Raw genomic sequence first — 20,658 nt, 5'->3', positions numbered from 1 at the left:
GGATGATTCCAGATCGTTCCGGCGGCTTTCGGCTGCCTGGGATTTACCCCATCAGACGTTTTTCTGTGGATTAAGCCCTGTGAATAACCCTGCCTCAGCTCGGTTGATAACAGGGCCTGAAAACTGAGGATGAACCCGTCTGTGGATAACCACCGGTTTAATCCACAGGCTCAGGCCGGTTATCCCAAACCCTCGTGGCCAGATGACCACAGACTTTTGAATCTCTGTACACATTGATAAATAAGGCCTGTAGCACCTTATCCACAGAAAGGGTGCCCACTAAGAATAAACATAAAAACAAAGATCTTATAAATTTCTTTCTTTTTAATTTCTATTATTCGCGAGTCATCCACAGCTGGTTAAATTTTGTGCAAAGGGTTCTTTAGGAGGGGGGAAGTCCCTATACTTGACGACCTGGCTCAAAAAAGTGGGCCGACCCTATTCCTAATTACCTACTTGAAGCAGGCACGAGGTGCGTGGTGGATTTCCCTTCCCGTTTTGAAGTGATCGTCATCGGCGGCGGTCATGCCGGTACCGAGGCAGCACTGGCGTCCGCACGCATGGGGGCAAAAACCCTGCTGCTGACGCATAACGTGGAAACCCTCGGTGCCATGAGCTGCAACCCCGCGATCGGCGGGATTGGCAAAAGCCATCTGGTCAAGGAAATCGATGCCCTCGGCGGCGCGATGGCCATCGCCACCGATAAGGGCGGTATCCAGTTCCGTGTCTTGAACAGCCGCAAAGGCCCAGCCGTACGCGCTACCCGCGCCCAGGCCGACCGCGTTCTGTACAAAGCGGCTGTACGCGAGATCCTGGAGAACCAGCCGAACCTGTGGATATTTCAACAGGCCGCTGACGACCTGATCGTCGAGCAGGACCAGGTTCGCGGTGTCGTCACCCAGATGGGCCTGCGTTTCTTCGCCGAATCCGTGGTTTTGACCACCGGGACCTTCCTCGGCGGACTTATCCACATCGGCATGCAGAACTATTCCGGCGGCCGTGCCGGCGACCCACCGTCGATTGCCCTGGCCCAACGTCTGCGGGAACTGCCATTGCGTGTCGGCCGCCTGAAAACCGGTACGCCACCGCGCATTGACGGTCGTTCCGTGGATTTCTCGGTGATGTCCGAACAACCTGGGGATACACCGATCCCGGTGATGTCGTTCATGGGCTCGAAAGAGCAGCATCCACGGCAGGTCAGTTGCTGGATTACCCACACCAACGCCCGCACCCACGAAATCATTGCTGCGAACCTCGATCGTTCGCCGATGTATTCCGGGGTGATCGAAGGCATCGGTCCGCGTTATTGCCCGTCCATCGAAGACAAGATCCATCGCTTTGCCGACAAGGAAAGCCATCAGGTCTTTATCGAACCCGAAGGCCTGACCACCCATGAGCTGTACCCGAACGGGATATCCACATCCCTGCCGTTCGACGTGCAGTTGCAGATCGTCCAATCGATCCGCGGCATGGAAAACGCCCATATCGTGCGTCCCGGTTATGCCATCGAATACGACTACTTCGATCCCCGTGACCTGAAGTACAGCCTGGAAACCAAGGTGATCGGCGGTCTGTTCTTCGCCGGGCAGATCAACGGCACCACCGGTTACGAAGAAGCCGGCGCCCAAGGTTTGCTCGCCGGGGCCAACGCCGCATTGCGCGCCCAGGGCAAGGACAGCTGGTGTCCGCGTCGCGACGAGGCGTACATCGGTGTGCTGGTCGACGACCTGATTACCCTCGGTACCCAGGAACCGTATCGGATGTTCACTTCCCGCGCCGAATACCGTCTGATCCTGCGCGAAGACAACGCCGACCTGCGCCTGACCGAGAAAGGTCGCGAGCTGGGTCTGGTCGACGACGTGCGTTGGGCCGCTTTCTGCAAGAAACGCGAAAGCATCGAGCTGGAAGAACAGCGCCTGAAAAGCACCTGGGTCCGCCCGGGCACCGAGCAGGGCGATGCCATTGCCGAGAAGTTCGGCACGCCGCTGACCCACGAATACAATTTGCTGAACCTGCTGAGCCGTCCGGAAATCGACTACGCTGGTCTGGTCGCCGTGACCGGGCAGGGCGCCGAGGATCCGCAAGTCGCCGAGCAGGTCGAGATCAAGACCAAATACGCCGGTTATATCGATCGCCAGCAGGACGAAATCGCTCGTCTGCGCGCCAGTGAAGACACCAAGCTGCCTGTGGATATCGAGTACACCGGTATTTCCGGGCTGTCCAAGGAGATCCAGAGCAAGCTCAGCGCAACCCGTCCGGAGACCCTGGGCCAGGCTTCGCGAATCCCCGGTGTGACGCCGGCGGCGATTTCCCTGTTGATGATTCACCTGAAAAAACGCGGCGCCGGCCGTCAGTTGGAGCAAAGCGCTTGAGTTCGTTGGTTACTTCGCAACACGCAGAAGAGTTATCCACAGGTGCCCGCCAGCTCGGCATCGAGTTGAGTGAAACCCAGCACGCCTTGCTGCTGGGTTATCTGGCCCTGTTGATCAAATGGAACCAGGCCTACAACCTCACCGCCGTTCGCGATCCTGACGAAATGGTCTCGCGCCATCTGCTCGACAGCCTGAGCGTGATGTCCTTCGTCGAAAACGGCCGCTGGCTCGATGTCGGCAGCGGCGGCGGGATGCCGGGGATACCCCTGGCGATCCTGTTTCCCGATTCACAAGTGACCTGCCTGGACAGCAACGGCAAGAAAACCCGTTTCCTGACCCAGGTCAAACTCGAACTCAAACTGGATAACCTGCAAGTTATCCACAGCCGGGTCGAAGCCTTCCAGCCGCCGCAGCCGTTCAACGGGATCATTTCCCGGGCCTTCAGCAGCATGGAGAACTTCACCGGCTGGACTCGCCACCTCGGCGACGCTGATACACGCTGGCTGGCAATGAAGGGCGTCCATCCCGCCGATGAGCTGGTAGCATTGCCGGCAGACTTCCACCTCGATAGCGAACACGCCTTGGCCGTACCCGGTTGCCAAGGCCAACGCCATCTGCTGATACTGCGCCGCACGGCATGATTGGGAACACAAGCAAGAATGGCTAAGGTATTCGCGATAGCGAACCAGAAAGGTGGCGTGGGCAAGACCACCACCTGCATCAACCTCGCAGCATCCCTGGTCGCCACCAAGCGTCGGGTGCTGCTGATCGACCTCGATCCACAGGGCAACGCCACCATGGGTAGCGGTGTGGATAAGCACGGCCTGGAAAACTCCATCTACGATGTGCTGATCGGCGAATGCGACCTGGCCCAGGCCATGCACTTCTCCGAGCACGGCGGTTATCAACTGCTGCCGGCCAACCGCGACCTGACGGCGGCCGAAGTGGTGCTGCTGGAAATGCAGATGAAGGAAAGCCGTCTGCGCAACGCCCTGGCGCCGATTCGCGAGAATTACGACTTCATCCTCATCGACTGCCCGCCGTCGCTGTCGATGCTGACCCTCAATGCGCTGGTGGCCGCCGATGGGGTAATTATCCCCATGCAGTGCGAATACTTTGCCCTGGAAGGACTCAGCGACCTTGTGGATAACATCAAGCGCATCGCCGAGTTGCTCAATCCGGAGCTGAAAGTCGAAGGCTTGCTGCGGACCATGTACGACCCGCGTCTGAGTTTGATGAACGACGTTTCGGCACAGCTCAAGGAGCATTTCGGTGATCAGCTGTACGACACCGTGATCCCGCGCAACATCCGTCTGGCCGAAGCTCCCAGCTACGGCATGCCAGCGCTGGCATACGACAAACAATCCCGTGGCGCCGTGGCCTACCTGGCCCTGGCGGGCGAGATGGTTCGTCGTCAACGCCGTACTTCACGCACCGCAGCCCCGGCAACTTAAGGAATCCCCATGGCCGTCAAGAAACGAGGTCTCGGACGTGGACTGGATGCACTGCTGAGTGGTCCGACTGTCAGTTCGCTGGAAGAACAGGCCGTCCAGGCCGATCAACGGGAGTTGCAGCACCTGCCGCTGGACCTGATCCAGCGCGGCAAGTACCAGCCGCGCCGCGATATGGACCCCCAGGCACTGGAAGAACTGGCGCAGTCGATCAAGGCCCAGGGTGTGATGCAGCCCATCGTGGTACGCCCCGTCGGCGGCGGTCGCTTTGAAATCATTGCCGGCGAACGCCGCTGGCGCGCCAGCCAGCAGGCCGGGCAGGAAACCATTCCGGCCATGGTCCGCGACGTGCCAGACGAAACCGCCATCGCCATGGCGCTGATCGAGAACATCCAGCGCGAAGACCTCAACCCGATCGAGGAAGCCGTGGCCCTGCAGCGCTTGCAGCAGGAGTTCCAGCTGACCCAGCAACAGGTCGCCGAAGCCGTGGGCAAGTCCCGCGTAACCGTGGCTAACTTGCTGCGCCTGATCGCGTTGCCGGAAGTGATCAAGACCATGTTGTCCCACGGCGACCTGGAAATGGGTCATGCCCGGGCCTTGCTCGGTTTGCCGGATGACCGGCAGGTCGAAGGGGCGCGACATGTTGTCGCACGGGGTCTCACGGTGCGCCAAACCGAGGCACTGGTTCGCCAGTGGCTGAGCGGCAAACAGGAGCCTGTCGAGCCCGCCAAGGTCGACCCGGACATCAGTCGCCTGGAACAGCGCCTGGCAGAGCGGCTGGGCTCTTCGGTGCAGATTCGCCACGGCCAGAAAGGAAAAGGCCAATTGGTGATTCGCTATAACTCCCTGGATGAACTACAAGGGGTACTCGCCCATATCCGCTAAATCTGCTGAAACATTTCCTCATGTAGCGAGCAGTCGGAAATCACTACCCGACAGTTGAATAGGGGCTGAACCGCCCCTATACTCTGCGCGCATTTTGTCGGCACAATTTATGCCAAGTTATTGATGGTTGGCAGCCGACCCTTGAGGAGCGTGAGTGATGGAAACCCGCAGGCCAAACAGGTTGCCGTTCCATCGCTTGGCGGTATTTCCGGTTTTGTTGGCCCAGTTTGTCGTTTTGCTGGTGGCCGCTGTGGCGCTTTGGCAATGGCGCGGTGTCGTTGCCGGATACTCAGGACTCTGCGGAGGCCTGATAGCCTTGCTCCCCAATGTGTATTTTGCTCACAGGGCCTTTCGGTTTTCCGGCGCCCGAGCAGCCCAGTCCATCGTCCGGTCTTTTTATGCCGGCGAGGCGGGTAAATTGATTTTGACGGCAGTGCTGTTTGCACTGACGTTCGCAGGTGTGAAGCCATTGGCGCCGATAGCAGTCTTCGGCGTCTTCGTGCTGACCCAGTCGGTCAGCTGGTTCGCACCCGTGCTAATGAAAACAAGACTTTCGAGACCTTAGGGCGTTTGAGGCAACCATGTCAGCAGAAACAACCGCTTCGGGCTATATCCAGCACCACCTGCAGAACCTGACCTTCGGTCAGCTCCCTACTGGCGGCTGGGGCTTTGCCCATTCCGCAGCAGAGGCCAAGGCCATGGGCTTCTGGGCATTCCACCTGGATACTTTGGGCTGGTCTGTCGCACTGGGCCTGATCTTCATCCTTCTTTTCCGCATGGCGGCGAAGAAAGCCACCTCCGGTCAACCCGGCGCCCTGCAGAACTTCGTCGAAGTCCTGGTCGAGTTCGTCGACGGCAGCGTGAAGGACAGCTTCCATGGCCGTAGCCCGGTGATTGCACCGCTGGCCCTGACCATCTTCGTCTGGGTGTTCCTGATGAACGCCGTCGACCTGATCCCGGTCGACTGGATTCCACACCTGGCGATGCTGATCACCGGTGACGAGCACATCCCGTTCCGCGCCGTGTCGACCACCGACCCGAACGCGACCCTGGGCATGGCCTTCTCGGTCTTCGCACTGATCATTTTCTACAGCATCAAGATCAAGGGCCTCGGCGGTTTCATCGGCGAACTGACCCTGCACCCGTTCGGCAGCAAGAACATCTTCGTTCAAGCCCTGCTGATCCCGGTGAACTTCCTGCTGGAATTCGTCACCCTGATCGCCAAGCCGATCTCCCTGGCCCTGCGACTGTTCGGCAACATGTATGCCGGCGAGCTGGTGTTCATCCTGATCGCCGTGATGTTCGGCAGCGGCCTGCTCTGGCTCAGCGGCCTGGGCGTGGTGCTGCAATGGGCGTGGGCAGTGTTCCACATCCTGATCATCACCCTGCAGGCGTTCATCTTCATGATGCTGACCATCGTCTACCTGTCGATGGCACACGAAGAAAACCATTAAGAGCCGTCTCGGCGGCTCTGATGTCCCCGGCGCTTCGGCGCGGGGTGGCCCCGCAAGGGGCCGCGAAACGATTTGTTTTACCGCTTTAAATTAAAAAAACCTAAACCATACGACGTAAAAGTCGGGAGGAAAGATGGAAACTGTAGTTGGTCTAACCGCTATCGCTGTTGCACTGTTGATCGGCCTGGGCGCACTGGGTACCGCAATTGGTTTCGGCCTGCTGGGCGGCAAGTTCCTGGAAGGCGCCGCGCGTCAGCCAGAAATGGTCCCAATGCTGCAAGTCAAAATGTTCATCGTTGCCGGTCTGCTCGACGCCGTGACCATGATCGGTGTCGGTATTGCTCTGTTCTTCACCTTCGCGAACCCCTTCGTCGGTCAACTCGCTGGCTGATCACTCGGATGTTTCGAGTTGATTGGTGTGATGGACAACGAACGAGCGAGGTGTTGGCGTGAACATTAATGCGACCCTGATTGGCCAGTCCGTTGCGTTCCTCATTTTTGTACTGTTTTGCATGAAGTTCGTGTGGCCTCCGGTCATTGCGGCACTGCACGAACGTCAGAAGAAGATCGCGGATGGACTGGACGCTGCCAGCCGAGCAGCTCGCGACCTGGAGTTGGCCCAAGAGAAAGCGGGTCATCAACTGCGCGATGCGAAAGCTCAGGCAGCCGAAATCATTGAGCAAGCCAAGAAACGCGGTAACCAGATCGTCGACGAGGCCCGTGAACAGGCTCGCGTCGAAGCTGACCGTGTGAAGGCTCAGGCTCAGGCCGAGATCGAACAGGAACTCAACAGTGTCAAAGACGCGCTGCGCACCCAATTGGGTAGCCTGGTCGTCGAAGGTGCTGGGAAGATTCTGGGCCAGACAATCGATCAAAACGCGCACGCAGAGCTGGTTAAACAACTGGCTACTGAAATCTAAGCGAGGGCGATCATGGCAGAACTGACCACGTTGGCCCGACCTTACGCTAAGGCGGCCTTCGAGCACGCTCAGGCCCACCAGCAACTGGCCAATTGGTCAGCCATGCTCGGCCTGGCAGCAGCGGTGTCGGAAGACGACACCATGCAGCGCGTGCTCAAGGCCCCGCGACTGACGAGCGCAGAAAAGGCCACCACGTTCATTGACGTGTGTGGCGACAAGTTCGATGTCAAGGCACAGAATTTCATCCATGTCGTTGCTGAAAACGACCGTCTCCTGCTGTTGCCGGAGATCGCCGCTCTGTTCGACCTGTACAAGGCCGAACAAGAGAAATCGGTAGACGTGGAAGTCACCAGTGCTTTTGCATTGAACCAAGAACAGCAAGACAAACTCGCCAAGGTTCTCAGTGCACGACTCAATCGGGAAGTGCGCCTGCAAGTTGCGGAGGACGCCGCCCTGATTGGTGGCGTCGTGATCCGCGCCGGCGACCTGGTTATCGATGGCTCGGTTCGCGGCAAACTCGCGAACCTGGCCGAAGCATTGAAATCTTGAGTTTGAAGGGGCAGCAGAGCAATGCAGCAACTCAATCCTTCCGAAATAAGTGAAATTATCAAGGGCCGCATCGACAAGCTCGATGTGACCTCCCAAGCCCGTAACGAAGGCACTGTCGTCAGCGTGTCTGACGGTATCGTGCGGATTCACGGTCTGGCCGACGTCATGTACGGCGAGATGATCGAGTTTCCGGGCGGCGTCTACGGTATGGCCCTCAACCTCGAGCAAGACTCCGTAGGTGCCGTGGTACTGGGCGCTTACACCAGTCTGGCTGAAGGCATGAGCGCCAAGTGCACCGGCCGCATCCTCGAAGTTCCGGTCGGTAAGGAACTGCTGGGTCGCGTTGTCGACGCACTGGGTAACCCAGTTGATGGCAAAGGTCCGCTGAACAACACCGAGACCGACGCGGTCGAGAAAGTTGCTCCAGGCGTGATCTGGCGTAAGTCGGTAGACCAGCCTGTACAGACTGGCTACAAGGCTGTCGATGCCATGATCCCGGTCGGCCGTGGCCAGCGTGAGCTGATCATCGGTGACCGTCAGATCGGTAAAACCGCTCTGGCGATCGACGCGATCATCAACCAGAAAGACAGCGGCATTTTCTGCGTCTACGTGGCTATCGGTCAGAAACAATCGACCATCGCCAACGTGGTTCGCAAGCTGGAAGAAAACGGCGCCCTGGCCAACACGATCATCGTGGCGGCCAGTGCTTCGGAATCTCCTGCGCTGCAGTTCCTGGCACCGTACTCCGGTTGCACCATGGGCGAATACTTCCGCGACCGCGGTGAAGACGCGCTGATCGTTTATGACGATCTGTCCAAGCAAGCAGTGGCCTACCGCCAGATTTCCCTGCTGCTGCGCCGTCCACCAGGCCGTGAAGCCTACCCAGGCGACGTGTTCTATCTCCACTCCCGTCTGCTGGAGCGCGCATCCCGCGTTTCGGAAGAGTACGTAGAGAAGTTCACCAAGGGCGCAGTGACTGGCAAGACCGGTTCCCTGACCGCGCTGCCGATCATCGAAACCCAGGCTGGCGACGTTTCCGCGTTCGTTCCGACCAACGTGATTTCCATCACCGACGGTCAGATCTTCCTGGAATCGGCCATGTTCAACTCCGGGATCCGTCCTGCTGTGAACGCCGGTGTTTCGGTATCCCGCGTAGGTGGTGCCGCTCAGACCAAGATCATCAAGAAGCTGTCCGGTGGTATCCGTACCGCCCTGGCTCAGTACCGTGAACTGGCGGCATTCGCCCAGTTCGCTTCTGACCTGGACGAAGCGACCCGCAAGCAACTTGAACACGGTCAGCGCGTTACCGAGCTGATGAAGCAGAAGCAATACGCGCCAATGTCGATTGCCGACATGTCGCTGTCGCTGTATGCCGCTGAGCGTGGGTTCCTGACTGACGTCGAAATCGCCAAGGTCGGTAGCTTCGAACAAGCGCTGATTGCTTACTTCAACCGCGATCATGCCGACTTGTTGGCCAAGATCAACGTGAAGGGTGACTTCAATGACGAGATCGACGCTGGCCTGAAGGCTGGTATCGAGAAGTTCAAGGCCACCCAAACCTGGTAAGCCGCAGCGGGAGCCGCAAGGCTCCCGCTTGCTAACCTGATAGGTGTTACATGGCAGGCGCAAAAGAGATTCGCAGTAAGATTGCGAGCATCAAAAGCACGCAAAAGATTACCAGCGCCATGGAAAAAGTGGCGGTCAGCAAAATGCGCAAGGCACAAATGCGCATGGCTGCTAGCCGTCCTTATGCGGAGCGTATCCGCCAGGTAATTGGGCATCTGGCCAACGCCAACCCGGAATACCGCCACCCGTTCATGGTCGACCGCGCCGTCAAGCGCGTCGGCTATGTCGTGGTGAGCAGTGACCGTGGTCTGTGCGGCGGCTTGAACACCAACCTGTTCAAGGCCCTGGTCAAGGACATGGCGGTAAACCGCGAAAACGGCGTCGAGATTGATCTGTGTGTGGTCGGTAGCAAGGGTGCGGCATTCTTCCGCAACTTCGGCGGTAACGTCGTCGCCGCTATCAGCCACCTGGGTGAAGAGCCGTCGATCAACGATCTGATCGGCAGCGTCAAGGTGATGCTGGATGCCTACCTGGACGGCCGTATTGACCGCCTGTCCGTGGTGTCCAACAAGTTCATCAACACCATGACCCAGCAGCCTACAGTGGAGCAGTTGATTCCTCTGGTGGCGACCCCGGATCAAGAACTCAAGCACCACTGGGACTATCTCTACGAACCGGACGCCAAAGAGCTGCTTGACGGCCTGATGGTGCGTTACGTGGAGTCGCAGGTCTACCAGGCGGTGGTCGAGAACAACGCGGCTGAACAAGCGGCGCGGATGATCGCGATGAAGAACGCTACCGACAACGCCGGTGATTTGATCAGCGATTTGCAGCTGATCTACAACAAGGCGCGTCAGGCTGCGATCACCCAAGAGATCTCGGAAATCGTCGGCGGCGCTGCCGCGGTTTAACGGTTCAAATATTCAGAGGATCCAGCTATGAGTAGCGGACGTATCGTTCAAATCATCGGCGCCGTTATCGACGTGGAATTTCCACGCGACAGCGTACCGAGCATCTACAACGCGCTGAAAGTACAAGGCGCGGAAACCACCCTGGAAGTCCAGCAGCAGCTGGGCGACGGCGTGGTGCGTACCATTGCGATGGGTTCCACCGAAGGCTTGAAGCGCGGTCTGGACGTTGTCGACTCTGGCGCTGCCATCTCCGTACCGGTCGGTAAAGCGACCCTGGGCCGGATCATGGACGTCCTCGGCAACCCGATCGACGAAGCTGGCCCGATCGATACCGAAGAGCGCTGGGGCATTCACCGTCCTGCGCCTTCCTTCGCGGAACAAGCAGGCGGCAACGACCTGCTGGAAACCGGCATCAAGGTTATCGACCTGGTTTGCCCGTTCGCCAAGGGCGGTAAAGTCGGTCTGTTCGGTGGTGCCGGTGTCGGCAAGACCGTAAACATGATGGAACTGATCCGTAACATCGCCATCGAGCACAGCGGTTATTCCGTGTTCGCCGGTGTGGGTGAGCGTACCCGTGAGGGTAACGACTTCTACCACGAGATGAAGGACTCCAACGTTCTGGACAAAGTGGCACTGGTTTACGGTCAGATGAACGAGCCGCCGGGCAACCGTCTGCGCGTCGCCCTGACCGGCCTGACCATGGCCGAGAAGTTCCGTGACGAAGGTAACGACGTTCTGCTGTTCGTCGACAACATCTACCGTTACACCCTGGCCGGTACCGAAGTATCCGCACTGCTGGGCCGTATGCCTTCGGCAGTAGGTTACCAGCCGACCCTGGCTGAAGAGATGGGCGTGCTGCAAGAGCGCATCACTTCGACCAAGAACGGTTCGATTACCTCGATCCAGGCCGTCTACGTTCCCGCGGATGACTTGACCGACCCGTCGCCGGCGACCACCTTCGCCCACTTGGACGCCACCGTCGTACTGTCCCGTGACATCGCCTCCCTGGGTATCTACCCAGCGGTCGATCCTCTGGACTCGACTTCGCGCCAGCTGGACCCGAACGTGATCGGCAACGAGCACTACGAAACCGCTCGCGGCGTTCAGTACGTGCTGCAGCGTTACAAAGAGCTGAAAGACATCATCGCGATCCTGGGTATGGACGAGCTGTCGGAGACCGACAAGCAGTTGGTATCCCGCGCTCGTAAGATCCAGCGCTTCCTGTCGCAGCCGTTCTTCGTGGCTGAAGTCTTCACCGGTGCCTCGGGTAAATACGTTTCCCTGAAAGACACCATTGCTGGCTTCAAAGGCATCCTCAACGGTGACTACGACCACCTGCCAGAACAAGCGTTCTACATGGTTGGCGGCATCGAAGAAGCGATCGAGAAAGCCAAGAAACTGTAATCCCGGCGCCCGGCAACGGGCGCTAATTTAGGTTGAGGCAATCAGATGGCTATGACAGTCCATTGCGATATCGTCAGTGCGGAAGGGGAGATCTTCTCCGGCCTGGTCGAGATGGTGATTGCGCACGGTGCACTGGGTGATCTTGGTATCGCCTTGGGTCACGCGCCGCTGATCACTAATCTGAAACCGGGTCCGATCCGCCTGATCAAGCAAGGCGGGGAAGCCGAGGTGTTCTACATCTCCGGTGGTTTCCTCGAGGTTCAGCCGAACATGGTCAAGGTGCTTGCCGATACCGTGCAACGCGCTGCCGACCTGGATGAAGCCTCCGCTCAGGAAGCCGTCAAGGCTGCCGAGAAGGCCCTGCATGAACGTGGCGCGGAGTTCGATTACGGTTCCGCCGCCGCACGTCTGGCCGAGGCGTCAGCTCAGCTGCGCACCGTCCAGCAGATCCGCAAGAAGTTCGGCGGTTAAGCCAGGGCTTGTTGTGTGATTGATTAAAAAGGGTAGCCTCGGCTACCCTTTTTTCTTTTCCGCGTTTATCACGTGGTCACAGTCGCTGACCACCCAGGATTGGTAGCCAGTCATGTCTCTCGAAATCGTTATCCTTGCCGCGGGTCAGGGCACCCGTATGCGCTCTTCGCTGCCTAAAGTGCTGCACCCGGTCGCGGGCAATTCGATGTTGGGACATGTTATCCACAGCGCCCGACAACTTGATCCACAGCGTATCCATGTGGTGATCGGCCATGGCGCCGACCTGGTGCGCGAGCGCCTGGCCGCCGATGACCTGAATTTTGTCCTCCAGGACCAGCAGCTTGGCACCGGCCATGCCGTGGCCCAGGCGGTGCCGTTTATCAGCGCCGACACTGTGCTGATCCTCTACGGTGACGTGCCCTTGATCGAAGTCGAGACCTTGCGCCGTCTGCTGGAACAGGCCGGTCCCGAGCAGCTTGGGCTGTTGACGGTCGAGCTGGACAACCCGACCGGTTATGGCCGGATCGTGCGCGATGCCGCCGGCAAGGTCGCCGCCATCGTCGAGCAGAAGGACGCCAGCGCGGCGGAACTGACCATCACCGAAGGCAACACCGGGATTCTCGCCGTGCCGGCCAAGCGTCTGGGTGAGTGGATGAGCCGCCTGTCGAACAACAATGCCCAGGGCGAGTACTACCTGACCGATGTGATTGCCATGGCGGTGGGTGATGGCCTGGCAGTCGCCACCGAGCAACCCCAGGATGCGATGGAAGTGCAGGGCGCCAACGACCGCCAGCAGTTGGCCGAGTTGGAACGTAACTACCAGCTGCGCGCGGGTCGGCGGCTGATGGCCCAGGGCGTGACCCTGCGCGATCCGGCGCGCTTCGATGTGCGCGGCGAGGTGACGGTCGGGCGTGATGTGCTGATCGATATCAACGTGATTCTCGAAGGGCGGGTGGTGATCGAGGACGACGTGGTTATCGGCCCGAACTGCGTGATCAGGAACAGCACCCTGCGTAAGGGCGTGACCATCAAGGCCAACAGCCATATCGACGGTGCGATCATGGGCGAGGGCAGCGATGCCGGTCCGTTCGCGCGCCTGCGTCCGGGGAGCGTGCTCGACGCCCGGGCCCATGTGGGTAACTTTGTCGAACTGAAGAATGCGCACCTAGGTGAAGACGCCAAGTGCGGGCACCTGACCTACCTCGGCGATGCCGAAGTCGGTGCGCGGACCAATATCGGCGCCGGCACCATCACCTGTAACTATGACGGGGTCAACAAGCACAAGACGGTATTGGGCGAGGACGTCTTCATTGGTTCCAACAACTCGTTGGTGGCGCCTGTGGATATCTCTTCCGGCGCGAGCACGGCGGCGGGGTCGACCATCAACCAGAATGTCGGTGAAGGGCAGTTGGGCGTGGCCCGTGCCCGCCAGCGCAATATCGATGGCTGGAAGCGTCCGGTGAAGATCAACAAGCCCTGAGTTATCCACAGCGCCGGCGCAGGTTGATTTACCCATAGGCAATGATCATTTCACTTGACTAAGTTTCGATTCGAAGGTCTTATTGCCCATATTATCTTTCGAATCGAAACTTAAGTGACCATATCGAAACGCAACACTCCTCAACGTCGCCACAATATCCTGGCCATGCTCAATGACCAAGGCGAAGTCAGTGTGGATGAATTGGCCAGGCGCTTCGAAACCTCCGAGGTGACGATTCGCAAGGACCTCGCGGCCCTGGAAAGCCACGGCCTGTTGATGCGCCGCTATGGCGGCGCAATCACCATTCCCCACGAACTGTTCAGCGACCCGGCCCAGGCGATTTCCCGCTACAAGCAGGCAATTGCCCGAACTGCCGTGGGACGTATCCGTGAGCACGCGCGTATCATTATCGACAGCGGCAGCACCACCGCCGCGATGCTCCCGCAGCTGGGCCAGCAGCCTGGCCTGGTGGTGATGACCAATTCCCTGCATGTCGCCCGTGCCCTCAGTGAACTGGAGCACGAGCCGGTGCTGCTGATGACCGGCGGCACCTGGGACCCGCATTCCGAGTCTTTCCAGGGCCAGGTCGCCGAGCGCGTCCTGCGCTCCTACGACTTCGACCAACTGTTCATCGGCGCCGACGGCATCGATCTGGAGCGTGGCACCACCACCTTCCATGAACTGCTGGGGTTGAGCCGGGTGATGGCGGAAGTCGCCCGGGAAGTGGTGGTGATGGTCGAGTCTGACAAGATCGGCCGTAAGATTCCCAACCTGGAGCTGCCCTGGAGCAGTATCCATACCCTTATTACCGATGATCGTTTGCCCAAAGAGGTACGCGAACAGATTCAGGCCCGTGGCATCACTGTCATTTGCGCGGTTGCCAGCCAGGAGAAATAGAGCATGTGTGGAATTGTCGGTGCAGTTGCTGAACGTAATATCACGGCCATCCTGGTCGAAGGCCTGAAGCGTCTGGAATACCGCGGCTACGACAGCGCCGGTGTCGCCGTTTTCAGCCATAACGGCACGCTGGAGCGCACCCGTCGCACCGGTAAGGTCAGCGAGTTGGAACAGGCCCTGGCCGGCGCTCCCCTGGCCGGTCGCCTGGGGATTGCCCACACCCGCTGGGCAACCCATGGCGCGCCGTGCGAACACAATGCCCACCCGCATTTCTCCGGCTCCGATATTGCCGTGGTACACAACGGCATCATCGAGAACCACGAAGCCTTGCGTGAACAGCTCAAGGGCCTGGGTTACGTCTTTACCTCGGAAACCGACACCGAAGTCATCGCCCACCTGCTGAACCACAAGTTCAAGGACCTGGGTGACCTGACCAAGGCCCTGAAAGCCACGGTCAAGGAACTGCATGGTGCCTACGGCCTGGCGGTGATCAACGCGCAGCAACCGGATCGCCTGCTGGCCGCCCGCAGTGGCAGCCCATTGGTGATCGGCCTGGGCCTGGGGGAAAACTTCCTCGCCTCCGACCAGTTGGCGTTGCGTCAGGTCACTGATCGTTTCATGTACCTGGAAGAGGGCGATATCGCCGAGATCCACCGCGACAGCGTGCAGATCTGGGACATTGATGGTCGTCAGGTCGAGCGCGAAGCCGTGCAGTACCGCGATGGCGCGGAAGCGGCCGAGAAGGGCGCGTTCCGCCACTTCATGCTCAAGGAAATCCACGAACAACCGACCGTGGTCCAGCGCACCCTGGAAAACCGTCTCGGCCCGAACCAGGTCCTGGTACAGGCGTTCGGCCCGCAGGCGGCGGAGTTGTTCGCCAAAGTGCGCAATGTGCAGATCGTTGCCTGCGGCACCAGCTATCACGCCGGCATGGTTGCGCGGTACTGGCTCGAAGGTCTGGCGGGTATCCCGTGCCAGGTCGAAGTCGCCAGTGAGTTCCGCTACCGCAAGGTGGTGGTGCAGCCGGACACCTTGTTCGTCGCCATCTCCCAGTCCGGTGAAACCGCCGACACCCTGGCGGCCCTGCGCAATGCCAAGGAGCTGGGCTTCCTCGGCAGCCTGGCGATCTGCAACGTCAGCATCAGCTCGCTGGTGCGCGAATCGGACCTGACCCTGTTGACCCAGGCCGGTCGTGAAATCGGCGTGGCTTCGACCAAGGCCTTCACCACCCAACTGGTGAGCCTGTTGCTGCTGACCATGGCCCTGGGCCAGGTCCGTGGCACCTTGGCACCGGCTGTCGAAGCCGAACTGGTGGAAGAGCTGCGTCGCCTGCCGACTCGCCTGGGCGAGACCCTGGCCATGGACACCAAGGTCGAGAAAATCGCCGAGCTGTTCGCCGACAAGCACCACACCCTGTTTCTCGGCCGTGGCGCACAGTACCCGGTGGCGATGGAAGGTTCGCTCAAGCTCAAGGAGATCTCCTATATCCACGCCGAAGCCTATCCGGCGGGTGAGCTGAAGCACGGTCCGTTGGCCCTGGTGGACAACGACATGCCGATCGTGACCGTGGCGCCGAACAACGAATTGTTGGAGAAGCTCAAATCCAACCTGCAGGAAGTGCGCGCCCGCGGTGGTCAACTGATCGTTTTCGCCGACGAACACGCCGGGATGGTCAATGGTGAAGGCACTCATGTCATCACCATGCCGCATATCCACGACACCCTGGCGCCGATCCTCTACACCATCCCGCTGCAACTGCTGTCGTACTACGTGGCGGTGCTCAAGGGCACGGACGTCGACCAGCCGCGTAACCTGGCGAAGTCGGTGACGGTGGAGTAAGGCTGCGGGTTTGGCTGTTCTGTTGTCTGCAATAAATAAAGGTTGTCACAAGTAAATAAACCTTGTCACAGCGAAATAAAGGTTGTCACAGAAGCGGTCGTCTCCTTTCGTCTGGGCAACGGCCGCAATTTTTAATAAGGTTCACAATCTGTTTTTGAGGTTGTGATTCTCGATGCCCATTGCTGCGACTCGAGAGCGTGGGATCCCTTCCCTATAGCAATGCTCCTCCCGGGGCGCTGCCACGTAATTTAGGTAGTTCGGTTAGCCAGATGAGCCAGGTTCAATCGTCACCTCGCAAGCTATTGCGCTCGAAGGTTGTTACACAGGAAAAGGTAGATAAACGGATAGCCGCGGGTGATGGCCAAGGGGTCAGAGAGGATTACGTTCCGTGGATCAAGGTACGGGCGTTTCCATCGCGTGGAACCTCCCACATTGTTCCTGGAGTGAAAGTCCATCGAGCTCACCACTTGCTTTCGAATGCGGAATACCACTATCTGTAGTGGTCTACTAACCCCGGACACCCATTTAGGCGAGAATACCCGCCAGATCGAGGTGTCAGATGACCAAACAACGCCGTACCTTTTCCGCTGAATTCAAACGCGAGGCCGCCGACCTCGTGCTCAAGCAAAACTACAGTTTCATCGAGGCTAGCCGCTCGCTCGGCGTTGGTGAATCAGTACTGCGCCGTTGGGTCGGCCAGCTTCAACAGGAACGCACCGGCATCACTCCGCAAAGCAAGGCGCTGACTCCAGAGCAGCAAAAAATCCAGGAATTGGAAGCTCGGATCGCTCGCCTTGAACGAGAGAAATCGATCCTAAAAAACCGCCTCCCCGGTGCTCCGTGGCCCATTGGACTAGAAACACTACGGGCTACACTGATCTCTCTGGACAGTGGTCGCTGGCTTTTTGGAGGCTAAGTCCCCGTCAAAAAACTTGACCCAGGGGAAGCTGCGGACCCGTTAGTGGTGGCACGTTCCGTGACCCCGTTTAGGAAGGTGATTTGATCCGAGTCCCCGTCCAGTTCAACTTGACTGGAGGTGCTCATGAAAAGGCATGATCTGAAGCAGCGTGGGTTACCGGTTATTCATGATCACGCAGCCGGCATTGATATTGGCTCACGCTTTCATGTGGTGGCCGTTCCTGCAGAACTGGCCAAAGAATCCGTTCAAACCTTCCAGGCCTTCACTGCCGATCTCGAGCGCATGGCCAACTGGCTGGTCAGTCTCGGGATCACGACGGTCGCGATGGAATCGACAGGCGTTTACTGGATTCCGGTTTACGAAATACTGGAAGCGCACGGCCTTCAGGTCGTACTCGCCAATGCGCGTGATGCCCGTGCGGTGCCAGGACGTAAAACCGATGTGAATGATGCACAGTGGATTCAACGACTCCATGCCTGTGGGCTGCTTCGTGCCAGCTTTCACCCAGATCGTGAGATTTCGGCTTTGCGCAGCTATTTGCGGCTGCGGGAGCGTCATCTCGATTATGCCGCGGCGCATATTCAGCACATGCAGAAAGCTCTCGCGCACATGAACCTGCAATTGCATCACGTCGTGGCCGATATCACCGGCTTGTCAGGGATGCGGATAATCCGTGCCATCGTCGCAGGCGAGCGCAGCCCCTCCTCGTTAGCGGCGCTGAGTGACAAGCGCTGTAAGGCGGGTATTGATGTGATTGAGGCGTCGCTGGTCGGCAACTACCAGCCCGAGCACGTTTTCGCTTTGACGCAGGCGCTGTCCATGTATGACGCTTATCAAGCGCAGCTACTGGTTTGCGACCAGCAGATTGCACAAACGTTGATTAAGCTCTCGCAGGAAAAGACATTGCCCGCTGAGCCGCTGCCAAAACCACGGCATAACACTCGGCAACCCAACGCGCTCAATTTCGATGTACGTACCTTGCTCTATCAACTGGTAGGTGTTGATCTGACCCAGATCCACGGCATCGGCCCCTACCTGGCTCTTCGGCTGGTCGCCGAGTGTGGCACGGATCTGAGTCGATGGCGGACTTGTCACCATTTCACTTCCTGGCTCACCCTTGCACCCGGCTGTCGCATCAGTGGCGGCAAGGTACTTTCGGCCCATACCCGCAAGACCAAAAATCGAGTGACCGCCCATCTGCGCTTAGCCGCAGTGACGGTCGGCAGAACCAATACCGCATTGGGGGCGTTTTATCGGCGGCTCGCGGCGCGAATCGGCAAAGCCAAGGCGGTCACGGCTACCGCTCGAAAGATCGCGATCCTGTTCTACAACGCCATGCGTTTCGGCATGAATTATCAAGACCCTGGAGCCGATCACTATGAGCAAAAATATCGGGAGCGAGTAGTAAAAGGTCTACACCGACGCGCGGCCGAGTTTGGCTTCACGCTGCAACCGGCGGAGGGTGTTTCTTAGGAAGGCCCAGTCCTTCAGAATATCGCGCCAGATTCGTACATCACCACTTTGAAAAGCTTCACCGCATCCGCGAATCGAAGCGAGGTTCGATCACTGTATAGGAAGCTTCTGCTCGTGCAGGCTTGGCTGCTGGACATCCACGGCAACCTCTTTGCCCCCAAAAACCTTCGCTAGGAACAGCGCCGTCAGCCCACCGAAAAACTGCGCACTGATGAATGGCGGTACGTCTGATATCCGTATCCCCGAGAACGTATCGGTGAACCCGCGAGCAATCGTCACCGCCGGATTCGCAAAGCTCGTAGAGGAAGTGAACCAGTAGGCTGCGACAACATACGCGGCAACCACCTGAGGCACTTTTGCTTTGTGATATTTATCGCACAGCAGAATTGTCAGCACCAATCCCGACGTTGCCAGGTACTCACTGAACCATTGCGACGGCCCTCCCCGTCGTAATAGTTGGAGGAAATCGCTGTTTGGTGCTGTTTTCCAATGACTGAATTATCTCCGCGCGCGCATAGGCGTGTTGTGACATTTGGGAATTGATGCAACGCAGCTGCGCTGCGGCCCCCAAGCAGTCCGTGGCAAACTGAATTGCCGACTCAGGCATGACCAGTACGCGGCACGCTTGGGTCCAGCCTTAAGGACAGTCGGCCGGCTTCATACCAGCAAACCTTCGATCTATCCGGTGTGATTGAAACCAGCCACGGCTTGCTCTGACAGTCCGGAGGGTTCCCATATTCCCTTTCTATCGGGCATGCGCCATAGAAAGGACATGCGGTCTCTTTTAGCTCTGCTGTATTGGCCAGACCGCTGGTGGTGAAGTGCTGCTGAAGATAGTGGATGCTTGATTGTAGTACGGTCAGCTTTTCAAATTCTGAGTCTGCCAGACTCACAATGCTTCCAGGAGCGCCGATCCATTGCAATGTGGCCTCCTGACCTGCCTTTTCCTGAAGGACGAGATGTTCAAGCATGTTTGCAATCGTCCTCTTGAATTCTTCTCCCGTGAGCTTTTCTTTCAAGAATACGAGCTCTATTGACGGAAAATCACCTCGAAGCGTCAGGGCCTTATCGATGAGCTTGGTGTAGATTTCCATCCCTCTGGAGAGTTCGCTGGATCCTTCTGTGATCTGGTGTAGTAGAACAGTGTGAAACTGCTCTGTTCCAAAGCTTTGTCTTCTGAACTCGTTGAGTATGTACTTTTCTACTTTTTTAAACTCTAGAGGGGAGTTGTCTCCGCGCGCCTCATCTTGCTTGATCGCATTGCTGAGATGCCACAGAGCAGTAGAGGGATTGCCGATTAGGAGGCTGAGATTTCCGATTAAGATTCTCTCTGCTGGGGTCGTGCTTCTCCCGATCAGGTGCTCAATAAAAGGGCGATATGCCAGGTATGGAAAGCTTGGTGTTTCGACGTCCAACTGATGCTCAGCTCCTCCTGCAAGCCGGCGCTGCTCTCGTTCTACCTCATAGGCTACCCCCTCGGAAATGAAGTCCAGCCCTGGGCGGAGAGTGAATTCAATGGATTCTCCGTTTTGGGTTTTGGCTTCCGCTGCCGAGTAGTAGGTGCCCAGAGCTCCTAAATTTTCGGAGGCGTGGGAAACATCTATTTGCTCAGGTTGCAGCTCGCTGAACACCCACTCAGTAATCTTGGGCCATTCAAACCCTTTTTCCCGAGGCCTTCCTTCGATGGAGCCGCGAGCATCGTTCATCATCTTGAACGCAAATGCTACGGTGTCATCCAATTCATGATTCTCTGGAGCTGTGAAAAAGCCTAGTTCGTTCGTGTGCCTGATGAACGGCACCATCAATAAAAAGCAGGCCTGCATTGATTGGAGGCCAGCAAGGGTCGATAAATTGTGAAGGTAATGGGTGTATTCGTGAGCGTGCAGCGCGACTGCACCGGGGAAGGGATCGCCAAATTCTGGCTCTAAGTCGCCATCGCAGGTGATCTTGGTAAACAGTGAGTGAACCCGATAAGTACCCATCGTACCGGCATTGAGTACTTCTCTATCGTGATATTCAGACATTCTTGCCTCGCGTATTGGTTCATGTCGGTCAGATGGGGATCGT

General features: G+C 58.2%; 19 protein-coding genes and 1 pseudogene. 18 read left to right on the top strand and 2 right to left on the bottom strand.

The window, feature by feature from the left end; genetic code table 11:
* Positions 1-479 precede the first annotated feature (479 nt).
* The 18 genes and pseudogenes from mnmG to M5B42_RS25820 all read left to right on the top strand — a co-directional run bounded on the left by mnmG (position 480) and on the right by M5B42_RS25820 (position 18,591).
* Positions 480-2,372: a tRNA uridine-5-carboxymethylaminomethyl(34) synthesis enzyme MnmG gene (gene mnmG / locus M5B42_RS25905; protein ID WP_100939917.1), complete on the top strand. Its 1,893-nt coding sequence runs from the start codon at positions 480-482 to the stop codon at positions 2,370-2,372.
* Positions 2,369-3,013 carry a 16S rRNA (guanine(527)-N(7))-methyltransferase RsmG gene (gene rsmG / locus M5B42_RS25900; protein WP_103497165.1) on the top strand — a complete coding sequence of 215 codons (645 nt, stop codon included), beginning with the start codon at positions 2,369-2,371 and terminating at the stop codon, positions 3,011-3,013. Before mnmG ends, rsmG begins: the two co-directional genes overlap by 4 nt.
* An 18-nt stretch (positions 3,014-3,031) precedes the next feature.
* Positions 3,032-3,826, top strand: a complete 795-nt coding sequence (locus M5B42_RS25895) for a ParA family protein (protein WP_248747422.1) — start codon at positions 3,032-3,034, stop codon at positions 3,824-3,826.
* Between the two features lie 9 nt (positions 3,827-3,835).
* Positions 3,836-4,708 carry a ParB/RepB/Spo0J family partition protein gene (locus M5B42_RS25890; RefSeq protein ID WP_103497163.1) on the top strand — a complete coding sequence of 291 codons (873 nt, stop codon included), beginning with the start codon at positions 3,836-3,838 and terminating at the stop codon, positions 4,706-4,708.
* Positions 4,709-4,865: 157 nt separating this feature from the next.
* Positions 4,866-5,273, top strand: coding sequence for a F0F1 ATP synthase subunit I (locus tag M5B42_RS25885; protein WP_103497162.1), 408 nt, complete (start codon positions 4,866-4,868; stop codon positions 5,271-5,273).
* Between the two features lie 16 nt (positions 5,274-5,289).
* Complete coding sequence (atpB, locus tag M5B42_RS25880; protein WP_103497161.1) at positions 5,290-6,162, top strand: F0F1 ATP synthase subunit A; 873 nt, start codon at positions 5,290-5,292, stop codon at positions 6,160-6,162.
* Positions 6,163-6,295: 133 nt separating this feature from the next.
* The gene (gene atpE / locus M5B42_RS25875) at positions 6,296-6,553 is read left to right on the top strand and encodes a F0F1 ATP synthase subunit C (protein WP_002555987.1); all 258 of its coding nucleotides are present in this window, start codon (positions 6,296-6,298) and stop codon (positions 6,551-6,553) included.
* 58 nt (positions 6,554-6,611) lie between these two features.
* A complete protein-coding gene (locus M5B42_RS25870; protein WP_103497160.1) occupies positions 6,612-7,082 on the top strand; it encodes a F0F1 ATP synthase subunit B in 471 nt (156 codons plus the stop codon).
* A 12-nt stretch (positions 7,083-7,094) separates the two neighbouring features.
* Positions 7,095-7,631, top strand: coding sequence for a F0F1 ATP synthase subunit delta (locus M5B42_RS25865; RefSeq protein WP_103497159.1), 537 nt, complete (start codon positions 7,095-7,097; stop codon positions 7,629-7,631).
* A 21-nt stretch (positions 7,632-7,652) separates the two neighbouring features.
* The gene (gene atpA, locus M5B42_RS25860; protein WP_100939909.1) at positions 7,653-9,197 is read left to right on the top strand and encodes a F0F1 ATP synthase subunit alpha; all 1,545 of its coding nucleotides are present in this window, start codon (positions 7,653-7,655) and stop codon (positions 9,195-9,197) included.
* A 50-nt stretch (positions 9,198-9,247) separates the two neighbouring features.
* Positions 9,248-10,108, top strand: coding sequence for a F0F1 ATP synthase subunit gamma (atpG, locus tag M5B42_RS25855; RefSeq protein ID WP_152736580.1), 861 nt, complete (start codon positions 9,248-9,250; stop codon positions 10,106-10,108).
* Between the two features lie 27 nt (positions 10,109-10,135).
* The gene (gene atpD, locus M5B42_RS25850; RefSeq protein ID WP_100939907.1) at positions 10,136-11,512 is read left to right on the top strand and encodes a F0F1 ATP synthase subunit beta; all 1,377 of its coding nucleotides are present in this window, start codon (positions 10,136-10,138) and stop codon (positions 11,510-11,512) included.
* A gap of 45 nt (positions 11,513-11,557) precedes the next feature.
* Entirely contained in the window at positions 11,558-11,983 is a 426-nt protein-coding gene (locus M5B42_RS25845) for a F0F1 ATP synthase subunit epsilon (RefSeq protein WP_040071848.1), read from the top strand.
* A gap of 112 nt (positions 11,984-12,095) precedes the next feature.
* Positions 12,096-13,463, top strand: a complete 1,368-nt coding sequence (gene glmU / locus M5B42_RS25840) for a bifunctional UDP-N-acetylglucosamine diphosphorylase/glucosamine-1-phosphate N-acetyltransferase GlmU (RefSeq protein ID WP_248747421.1) — start codon at positions 12,096-12,098, stop codon at positions 13,461-13,463.
* A 120-nt stretch (positions 13,464-13,583) separates the two neighbouring features.
* Complete coding sequence (locus M5B42_RS25835; RefSeq protein WP_103497205.1) at positions 13,584-14,360, top strand: DeoR family transcriptional regulator; 777 nt, start codon at positions 13,584-13,586, stop codon at positions 14,358-14,360.
* Between the two features lie 3 nt (positions 14,361-14,363).
* Positions 14,364-16,199: a glutamine--fructose-6-phosphate transaminase (isomerizing) gene (gene glmS, locus M5B42_RS25830; protein ID WP_152736582.1), complete on the top strand. Its 1,836-nt coding sequence runs from the start codon at positions 14,364-14,366 to the stop codon at positions 16,197-16,199.
* A gap of 559 nt (positions 16,200-16,758) precedes the next feature.
* Positions 16,759-17,019: pseudogene (locus M5B42_RS25825) on the top strand (transposase); the annotation flags it as partial.
* A gap of 222 nt (positions 17,020-17,241) precedes the next feature.
* The gene (locus M5B42_RS25820) at positions 17,242-18,591 is read left to right on the top strand and encodes an IS110 family transposase (RefSeq protein WP_248747420.1); all 1,350 of its coding nucleotides are present in this window, start codon (positions 17,242-17,244) and stop codon (positions 18,589-18,591) included.
* Between the two features lie 90 nt (positions 18,592-18,681).
* On the opposite strand, the gene M5B42_RS25815 is transcribed toward M5B42_RS25820, so the two are convergent.
* Complete coding sequence (locus M5B42_RS25815) at positions 18,682-18,987, bottom strand: hypothetical protein (protein WP_248747419.1); 306 nt, start codon at positions 18,985-18,987, stop codon at positions 18,682-18,684.
* A 203-nt stretch (positions 18,988-19,190) separates the two neighbouring features.
* A partial coding sequence (locus M5B42_RS25810) for a hypothetical protein (protein ID WP_248747418.1) occupies positions 19,191-20,658 on the bottom strand: 1,468 nt, incomplete at its 5' end.

Origin of the sequence: Pseudomonas sp. MWU12-2037 (assembly GCF_023242345.1) — a bacterium.
Lineage (GTDB): Bacteria > Pseudomonadota > Gammaproteobacteria > Pseudomonadales > Pseudomonadaceae > Aquipseudomonas > Aquipseudomonas gingeri_D.
This window is presented reverse-complemented; position numbering and strand designations above follow the sequence as displayed.

What these genes read in the sequence shown, in the direction of transcription:
- M5B42_RS25895 (WP_248747422.1), top strand. Translation starts at nt 3,032, where the DNA reads ATGGCTAAGGTATTCGCGATAGCGAACCAGAAAGGTGGCGTGGGCAAG.
- M5B42_RS25890 (WP_103497163.1), top strand. Translation starts at nt 3,836, where the DNA reads ATGGCCGTCAAGAAACGAGGTCTCGGACGTGGACTGGATGCACTGCTG.
- M5B42_RS25885 (WP_103497162.1), top strand. Translation starts at nt 4,866, where the DNA reads ATGGAAACCCGCAGGCCAAACAGGTTGCCGTTCCATCGCTTGGCGGTA.
- atpB (WP_103497161.1), top strand. Translation starts at nt 5,290, where the DNA reads ATGTCAGCAGAAACAACCGCTTCGGGCTATATCCAGCACCACCTGCAG.
- atpE (WP_002555987.1), top strand. Translation starts at nt 6,296, where the DNA reads ATGGAAACTGTAGTTGGTCTAACCGCTATCGCTGTTGCACTGTTGATC.
- M5B42_RS25865 (WP_103497159.1), top strand. Translation starts at nt 7,095, where the DNA reads ATGGCAGAACTGACCACGTTGGCCCGACCTTACGCTAAGGCGGCCTTC.
- atpA (WP_100939909.1), top strand. Translation starts at nt 7,653, where the DNA reads ATGCAGCAACTCAATCCTTCCGAAATAAGTGAAATTATCAAGGGCCGC.
- atpG (WP_152736580.1), top strand. Translation starts at nt 9,248, where the DNA reads ATGGCAGGCGCAAAAGAGATTCGCAGTAAGATTGCGAGCATCAAAAGC.
- atpD (WP_100939907.1), top strand. Translation starts at nt 10,136, where the DNA reads ATGAGTAGCGGACGTATCGTTCAAATCATCGGCGCCGTTATCGACGTG.
- M5B42_RS25845 (WP_040071848.1), top strand. Translation starts at nt 11,558, where the DNA reads ATGGCTATGACAGTCCATTGCGATATCGTCAGTGCGGAAGGGGAGATC.
- glmU (WP_248747421.1), top strand. Translation starts at nt 12,096, where the DNA reads ATGTCTCTCGAAATCGTTATCCTTGCCGCGGGTCAGGGCACCCGTATG.
- glmS (WP_152736582.1), top strand. Translation starts at nt 14,364, where the DNA reads ATGTGTGGAATTGTCGGTGCAGTTGCTGAACGTAATATCACGGCCATC.
- M5B42_RS25820 (WP_248747420.1), top strand. Translation starts at nt 17,242, where the DNA reads ATGAAAAGGCATGATCTGAAGCAGCGTGGGTTACCGGTTATTCATGAT.